Raw genomic sequence first — 7353 nt, 5'->3', positions numbered from 1 at the left:
TGGCGCATCGCTGCGCTCTGCGAGCCTCAAACCCTCTCCCTATGGGAGAGGGTGAAGGAGAGTGGGGGGTCGAGCGACCGCGCCCTCGGTCCGCCCCTTCCACCGCCTGCCCCGGCCCTCTCCCCCGAGGGGGGAGGATTTGGAAGGGGGGCGGCGTTGCTCGAGTCGGCGGGGGGCGGTAGAGCGTTCGGCTTCCTCCGACGCCTGCCCGAAGACCTTCCCATGCACGACATCAAGGCCATCCGCGAAAACCCCGACCTCTATGTCGCGGGCTGGTCGTCGCGCGGGGTGGAGGAGGCGGCCGCCATCGTCGAACAGGCCCTGAGCCTGGACCGCGACCTGCGCGCGGCCCAGACGGCGGGGCAGGAGGCCCTGTCCAAACGCAATGCGACGTCCAAGCTGATCGGCGCCGCCATGGCGAAAAAGGATATGGCCGAGGCCGAGCGGCTGAAGGCCGAGGTCGAGGGGCTGAAAGGCGAGATCGCGGCGCAGGAGGTGGTCGAGGCGGACAAGGGCAAGGCCCTGCGCGACCTGCTGGCGGCGCAGAAGAACCTGGCCGACGACGGCGTGCCGGACGGGGCGGACGAGGCGGGCAATGTCGAGACCGGCCGCTGGGGCGAGCCGCGCACCACAGGCCCGGCCAAGGATCACGCCGACCTGGGCGAGGCGATGGGCCTGCTGGACTTCGAGGCCGCCGCGCGGATGAGCGGCGCGCGCTTCGCCGTGCTGAAGGGCGGGCTGGCGCGGCTGGAACGCGCCGTGGGCCAGTTCATGCTGGACATGCAGACGGCCGAGCACGGCTATCTGGAGGTTAATCCTCCCTATCTGGTGCGGGACGAGGCGATGTTCGGGACCGGGCAGTTGCCGAAGTTCAAAGAAGATCTGTTCGTTACAGGCACAGACTGGGACCACATCTCCAAGCTGCTTAGGCAGCATGACGCAGAACGAGCCGCTTCGTTCCTGGGCGGGCCTCCGACGGAACTAGAACATGAAATACTGATGGGGAAATACGGCGGCGAACCTCTCCGCTATCTCGTCCCCACCGCCGAAGTCTCGCTGACCAACCTCGTCATGGGCCAGCAGTTGTCAGAGGATGATCTGGCCACGCCCATGCGGCTGACCGCCCTGACGCCGTGTTTCCGGGCCGAGGCGGGGTCGGCGGGGCGGGATACGCGGGGGCTGATCCGTCAGCATCAGTTCCACAAGGTCGAGCTGGTCTCCATCACCCGGCCGGAGGATTCGGACGCCGAGCATGAGCGGATGACGGGGTGCGCCGAGGCGGTGCTGAAGGCGCTGGCGCTGCCCTATCGCCGGATGCTGCTGTGCAAGGGCGACATGGGGTTCTCGGCGCGCAAGACCTTTGACCTTGAGGTCTGGCTGCCGTCACAGGGGACGTATCGGGAGATCAGTTCCTGCTCCAACTGCGGCGACTTCCAGGCCCGGCGGATGGATGCGCGGTTCAAGCGAGCCGGTGAGAAGAAGACCGAGTTCGTCCATACGCTGAACGGCAGCGGCCTGGCGGTCGGGCGGACCCTGGTGGCCATCATGGAGAATTATCAGGACGAGGGCGGGCGGATCGCGGTGCCGGATGTGCTGAAGCGCTATATGCCCGAGGGGATGACGCATGTCGGGTGAACAACGGCTCCCCTCTCCCGATGGGAGAGGGCTTGAGCGCACGGGCGCGCAGCGGTCGTCCTTGCGCGAAAGGGTGAGGGTCGGCCCTCATCCGACCTGGCTCCGCCAGGCCACCTTCTCCCAATGGGAGAAGGATCAGTGAGAATCCTCCTGACCAATGACGACGGCATCGGGGCCGAGGGGCTGGATGCGCTGGAGCGGATCGCGCGGGCGCTGTCGGACGATGTCTGGGTGTGCGCCCCGGCGGTCGAGCAGTCGGGCAAGGGTCGGGGGATCACCCTGACCGAGCCCCTGCGGGTGCACCGGATCGAGGACAAGCGGTTCGCGGTGACCGGGACGCCGACGGACTGTGTCGTGCTGGCGGTCAATGACCTGATGCCGGAGCGGCCGGACCTGGTGCTGTCGGGCGTCAACCGGGGGCACAATATCGGCGAGGACGTCAGCTATTCCGGCACGGTGGCGGGGGCGTTGCAGGGCATGGCCTTCGGCATCCGCTCGATCGCCCTGAGCCAGAGCCTGGAGCGGTTCCACGACGAGGTGGTGGCCCACTGGGAGACGGCGGAGGCCTTCGCGCCCGGCATCATCCGCCGCCTGCTGGAGCAGAAATGGCAGCCGGGGGTGGTGATGAACCTGAACTTCCCCAACCTGCCGCCCGAGCTGGTGAAGGAGGTCGAAGTCACGACCCAGGGCTTCCGCGACGTGGGCGAGATGCATGCGGTGCGGCGCACCGACCTGAGGGGGCGCGACTATTACTGGATGAGCTTCCGCGGGCATCGGCACGAGCATCCGGCGGGCACCGACCTGAGGGCCATCGACGAGGGCCGGATCTCGGTCACCCCGCTGCATATCGACCTGACCCACATGGCCAGCGTGCATGACCTGAAGAAGGTGCTGGGCGGGGCGCCGCCCAAGAGCGTGGAGGCCGGGTGAAGCTGGACGACGACCGGGCGGGGCGGCTGATCCTGGCGCTGAGGCAGCAGGGCGTCACGGACGCGCGGGTGCTGGCGGCGATGGAATCGATCGACCGGGCGGTCTTCGTGCATCCGCATTTCCTGGACCAGGCGTGGGAGGACCAGGCCCTGCCGATCGACTGCGCCCAGACCATAAGCCAGCCCTATATCGTCGGCCTGATGACCCAGGCCCTGGACGTCCAGCCGCGGCACCGGGTGCTGGAGATCGGCACCGGCAGCGGATACCAGTGCGCGGTGCTGAGCCGGCTGGCGCGCTATGTCTATTCGGTGGAACGGTATCGCAGCCTGCTGACCGAGGCCGAGGGGCGGCTGAGGGCGCTGGACATCGACAATGTCATCACCCGCCATTCGGACGGGGGGCTGGGCTGGCCCGAACAGGCGCCGTTCGACCGGATCATGGTCACGGCGGCGTCGCCCGGCGAACCGACCGAACTGCTGAAACAACTGAAGCCCGGCGGGGTGCTGGTCTGTCCGGTGGGGCGCAGTTCGGTGCAGATGCTGAACCGCTATGTCGGCCAGGGAGACGGCAGTTTCCGCCGCGAAAGCCTGTGCGAGGTGCGGTTCGTGCCCCTGGTCGAAGGGGCGGCGCGCGAGGGTTGAGGCGAGGCTGCGTTAACCTTAGCGTCAAATTTCCGCGCGCTTTGTGGGGTTGAAATCGGGACGGGAGCGGGGCGGAGTCCTCGTGAATGTCGGCAACGGGCCAGGAGGACGCGGCATGAGGATCGGGATCAGGGCGGCGGTCATCCTGCTGGCGACCATGGCGACGGCGGCCTGCGCCGGCTATCCGACCGAGCCGCGCTATTCGATCCATCCCATGCCTGTGCAGGGCCAGGGCCAGGGCCAGCCGCCCGCGGCCGCGCCGGACGCCGGCGCCTATGCCCCGCCGCCGGTCAATGAGGCGCCGCCGCCCAGCCGCGCCCCGGTCGAGCGGATCGACGGCGGCGAACTGGCCCCGCCGGTGCGGTCGGGCGACTATGCGCCGCCGCCGGCCGCGAACGGCGGCTGGACGGCCTCGGGGGTTCCGGCCGGGGGCGTGGTCTATACGATCCAGGGCGGCGACACCCTGTCGGGCGTGGCGCGGCGGTTCAACACCCCGGTCCAGACCCTGATCGACATGAACACCCTGGGCCCGCGCGGGGCCATCACCCAGGGCCAGGGGCTGCGCCTGCCCGACAGCGCGGTGGACGGCGGGGTCGATCCCTACGCCACCGGACCGTCGCCGATCGGGGTGCTGGCGCCCGAGACCGGCGCGCCGCCGCCCCCGCCTCCGCCGCCGCCCTCGGGCAATCCGGCGGCGCCGGCGACCGTGCCCCAGGCCCAGTCCACCGTCGCCCTGCAATGGCCGGTGCGCGGCGAGATCGTGCGCCGTTTCGGCCCGGTCGGCATGGGCGAGCGCAACAACGGGATCAATATCGCCGCCCCGCGCGGGACGCCGGTCTCGGCCGCCGCGGCCGGACGGGTGGCCTATGTCGGAGACGATCTGGTGGGGCAGGGGCTGACGGTGCTGATCGTGCACCGCGACGGCTGGCGCACCGTCTATGGCCATCTGGGCAGCGCCACGGTGCGCGACGGCGACGATGTGCGCGCCGGCCAGCAGGTGGGAACGGTGGGCGAAACCGCCGGCGACGGCCGCCCCTCCATCCATTTCGAGACGCGGCATATGCGCAACGATGAGCCGGTGGCCGTCGATCCGGTGACGGTCCTGCCGCGATAGGCGCCGCGCCGCGTTGCAAATCGCGGGCTTGCACCCTAGTTTCCGCGCCTTGATTTGATCGGGCGCCGGGGATGGCCGCCTGTCCTCGGAGAGAAGCCCATGCCTACCGGAGCCGACGGCGGAATGACCGCCATGCTGATGAACATCGGGCCGATCATCCTGATCGTCGTGCTGTTCTACTTCCTGATCATGCGGCCGCAGTCGCAGCGGATGAAGCAGCACCAGGCCGCCATCGCCGCGATCAAGCGGGGCGACACCGTGGTCCTGGCGTCGGGCGCGATCGGCAAGGTGACCCGCGTCGAGGAGGCCGAGATCAACGTCGAGATCGCGCCCAGCGTCAATGTGCGGGTGGTCAAGTCCATGGTGGCCGAGGTCCGCAACCGCACCGCCATCGCCGCCAACGACAAGGGCTGAGCGGGCGTTTCGCCCCGGCCGCGTGAGACCGTAAGCCCATGATTCAGCTGTCCCGCTGGAAAACCACCCTGGTCGCCCTGGCGCTGGTCGTCAGCGCGCTCCTGGCCTATCCGAACATCCTGTCGCCGCAGCAGCGGGCCTCCCTGCCCGGATGGCTGCCGAAGAATGCGCTGAACCTGGGGCTGGACCTGCAGGGCGGGTCCTACCTGCTGCTGGAGGTGGACGTGCCGGCGATGCGCGAGAAGCGCATCACCAACATGGCCGAGGACGTGCGGGTCGCCCTGCGCGAGGCGCGGGTCAATATCAACGGGGTGCAGCGCGAGGCCGGGGGCGTCGTGGTCTCCATCGCCGATCCGGCCCAGTTCGACCTGGCCCTGACCACCATCCGCGGCCTGGCCCAGGCCGGGGCGAGCAATGGGGTGGCCGAGCGGACCGCCAGCCGCCTGTCGGACAACCGCATCCGCTACGCCTTCACCGACCAGGCCCTGAACGGGATGGGGGCCACGGCCGTGGACCAGTCGATCGAGGTGGTGCGCCGCCGGATCGACAGCCTGGGCACCCGCGAGCCCTCGATCACCCGCCAGGGCACGGACCGGATCGTGGTCCAGGCGCCGGGCGAGAGCGATCCGGCCCAGCTGGAGCGGGTCATCGGCCAGACGGCCCAGCTGACCTTCCAGATGGTCGATTCCGAGAACATGGCCAACTGGCAGCAGACCGGCCTGGTCCCGCCGGACGCCGAGGTTCTGCAGGACGAACTGGGCGTTCCCTATCTGATCAAGAAGCGCATCCTGGTGTCCGGCGAAAACCTGACCCGGGCCAGCGTCGACAGCGACCAGTCGGGCCGCCCGGCCATCGGCTTCCGCTTCGACGGCCAGGGCGCGCGCCGCTTCGGCGAGGCGACCGCCGCCAACATCGGCAAGCCCTTCGCCATCATCCTGGACGGCAAGGTCATCTCGGCCCCGAACATCAAGAGCGCCATCACCGGCGGCTCGGGCATCATCGAGGGCCAGTTCACCATCGCCGAGGCCTCGGAGATGGTGAACCTGCTGAACGGGGGCGCCCTGCCGGCGCCGCTGAAGGTCGAGGAACGCCGGACGGTTTCGGCCGAACTGGGCGCCGACGCCGTTGCCAAGGGCGGGCTGTCGACGGCCATCGGCTTCGTCATCATCGTGGTCTTCATGATCGCGGCCTACGGTTTCCTGTTCGGCGGCATCTCGGTTCTGGGCCTGCTGTTGAACGGCCTGATGATCGTGGCCGCCATGTCGCTGACCCAGGCGACCCTGACCCTGCCGGGCATCGCCGGTCTGATCCTGACCTTCGCCGTGGCGGTGGACGCCAACGTCCTGATCTATGAACGGATGCGCGACGAGGCGCGGGCCGGACGCAGCGTGGTGGCCAGCATGGACGCCGGCTTCAACAAGGCCATGGGCACCATCGTCGACGCCAACCTGACGACCCTGGTGGCGGCGATCATCATGTTCATCTTCGGGGCCGGGCCGGTGCGCGGCTTCGCCTGGACCCTGACCATCGGGGTGTTCACCTCGATGTTCTCGTCGGTGATGGTGGCGCAGGTGCTGCTGGCCTATTGGCTGAAACTGGCCAAACCCAAGAAACTGCCGATCGCGGAGTGATGGCGATGCGTGGATGGCCTCTTATCAAACTGCTGCCGCAGAAGACGAATTTCCGCTTCGTCCACTATGCCCTGCCGGCCGGCATCCTTTCGACGATCCTGTGCGTGGCCTCGATCGTCGGCTGTTTCTATCCGGGCCTGAACATGGGCATCGACTTCCGCGGCGGGGCGTCGCTGGAGGTGGCCAAGCCGGTCGGCCAGATCATCGAACTGGACGCCATTCGCGGCGCCGTGGGGGAACTGGGCCTGGGCGACGTGGGGGTGCAGGGCATCGCCCGGCGCGACAACAACGTCGATGACGGCTCGACCGCCATCGTCCGTTTCCAGGTGCCCGAGGGCCAGGACCAGACCCAGGTCGTCCAGAAGGTCGAGGGCGCGATCAGCGAGGCGGTGGGCCAGGTGACCTATTCCGGCGTCAGCGTGGTCGGGTCCAAGGTCTCGGGTGAGTTGCTCATGTCCGGGCTGATGGCCCTGGGGGCGGCCATCGTGCTGATGTTCATCTACATCTGGGTGCGGTTCGAGCCGCAGTTCGGCTTCGGCGCCGTGGCGGGCCTGCTGCACGACGTGATCCTGACGTTCGGGGTGATCGTGCTGATGCGGCTGGAATTCAGCCTGAACATGGTGGCGGCGATCCTGACCATCATCGGCTATTCGATGAACGACACGGTGGTTGTGTTCGACCGCCTGCGCGAGAACCTGCGTAAATACAAGACCATGCCTCTGCGGGACGTGATCGACCTGTCGATCAACGAGACCCTGTCGCGGACCATCATCACCGGCCTGACGGCGGTCATGGTTCTGGGCGCCTTGGCGGTGTTCGGCGGCGAGGCGCTTTACGGCTTCTCGATCGCCCTGATGCTGGGCATCATCATCGGCACCTATTCGTCGATCTATGTCGGCGCGCCGATCATCCTGCTGTGGGGGGTCAAGCGCGGCGGGTCCATCGACGAGGAAGCCAAGCCGATCAAGCTGGGCATGGCCAGCCGGCC

At 68.5% G+C, this 7353-nt stretch carries 7 protein-coding genes; all 7 read left to right on the top strand.

The window, feature by feature from the left end; all coding sequences use genetic code 11:
- The first annotated feature begins 222 nt into the window (after positions 1-222).
- Positions 223-1635 (top strand): serine--tRNA ligase, encoded by a 1413-nt coding sequence (gene serS, locus KF910_RS14060; protein WP_292264020.1) that lies wholly within the window; start codon positions 223-225, stop codon positions 1633-1635.
- Between the two features lie 138 nt (positions 1636-1773).
- Positions 1774-2565 (top strand): 5'/3'-nucleotidase SurE, encoded by a 792-nt coding sequence (surE, locus tag KF910_RS14055; protein ID WP_292264019.1) that lies wholly within the window; start codon positions 1774-1776, stop codon positions 2563-2565.
- Positions 2562-3206 carry a protein-L-isoaspartate(D-aspartate) O-methyltransferase gene (locus tag KF910_RS14050; RefSeq protein WP_292264017.1) on the top strand — a complete coding sequence of 215 codons (645 nt, stop codon included), beginning with the start codon at positions 2562-2564 and terminating at the stop codon, positions 3204-3206. The genes surE and KF910_RS14050 overlap by 4 nt, the downstream gene beginning before the upstream one ends.
- A gap of 115 nt (positions 3207-3321) precedes the next feature.
- A complete protein-coding gene (locus tag KF910_RS14045) occupies positions 3322-4320 on the top strand; it encodes a M23 family metallopeptidase (protein WP_292264015.1) in 999 nt (332 codons plus the stop codon).
- 99 nt (positions 4321-4419) lie between these two features.
- Positions 4420-4734, top strand: a complete 315-nt coding sequence (gene yajC, locus KF910_RS14040) for a preprotein translocase subunit YajC (protein WP_292264013.1) — start codon at positions 4420-4422, stop codon at positions 4732-4734.
- 38 nt (positions 4735-4772) lie between these two features.
- Positions 4773-6365 carry a protein translocase subunit SecD gene (gene secD / locus KF910_RS14035; protein ID WP_292264010.1) on the top strand — a complete coding sequence of 531 codons (1593 nt, stop codon included), beginning with the start codon at positions 4773-4775 and terminating at the stop codon, positions 6363-6365.
- A partial coding sequence (gene secF / locus KF910_RS14030; RefSeq protein ID WP_292264008.1) for a protein translocase subunit SecF occupies positions 6365-7353 on the top strand: 989 nt, incomplete at its 3' end. The genes secD and secF, both read left to right, overlap by 1 nt.

The organism is Brevundimonas sp. (genome assembly GCF_019636155.1).
Classification (GTDB): Bacteria; Pseudomonadota; Alphaproteobacteria; order Caulobacterales; family Caulobacteraceae; genus Brevundimonas.
The sequence above is the reverse complement of the archived record's forward strand: the minus strand, read 5'-3'. Positions and strand labels throughout refer to the sequence as shown.

Coding starts and splice junctions, on each gene's coding strand:
- serS (WP_292264020.1), top strand. CDS start 223: ATGCACGACATCAAGGCCATCCGCGAAAACCCCGACCTCTATGTCGCG.
- KF910_RS14045 (WP_292264015.1), top strand. CDS start 3,322: ATGAGGATCGGGATCAGGGCGGCGGTCATCCTGCTGGCGACCATGGCG.
- yajC (WP_292264013.1), top strand. CDS start 4,420: ATGCCTACCGGAGCCGACGGCGGAATGACCGCCATGCTGATGAACATC.
- secD (WP_292264010.1), top strand. CDS start 4,773: ATGATTCAGCTGTCCCGCTGGAAAACCACCCTGGTCGCCCTGGCGCTG.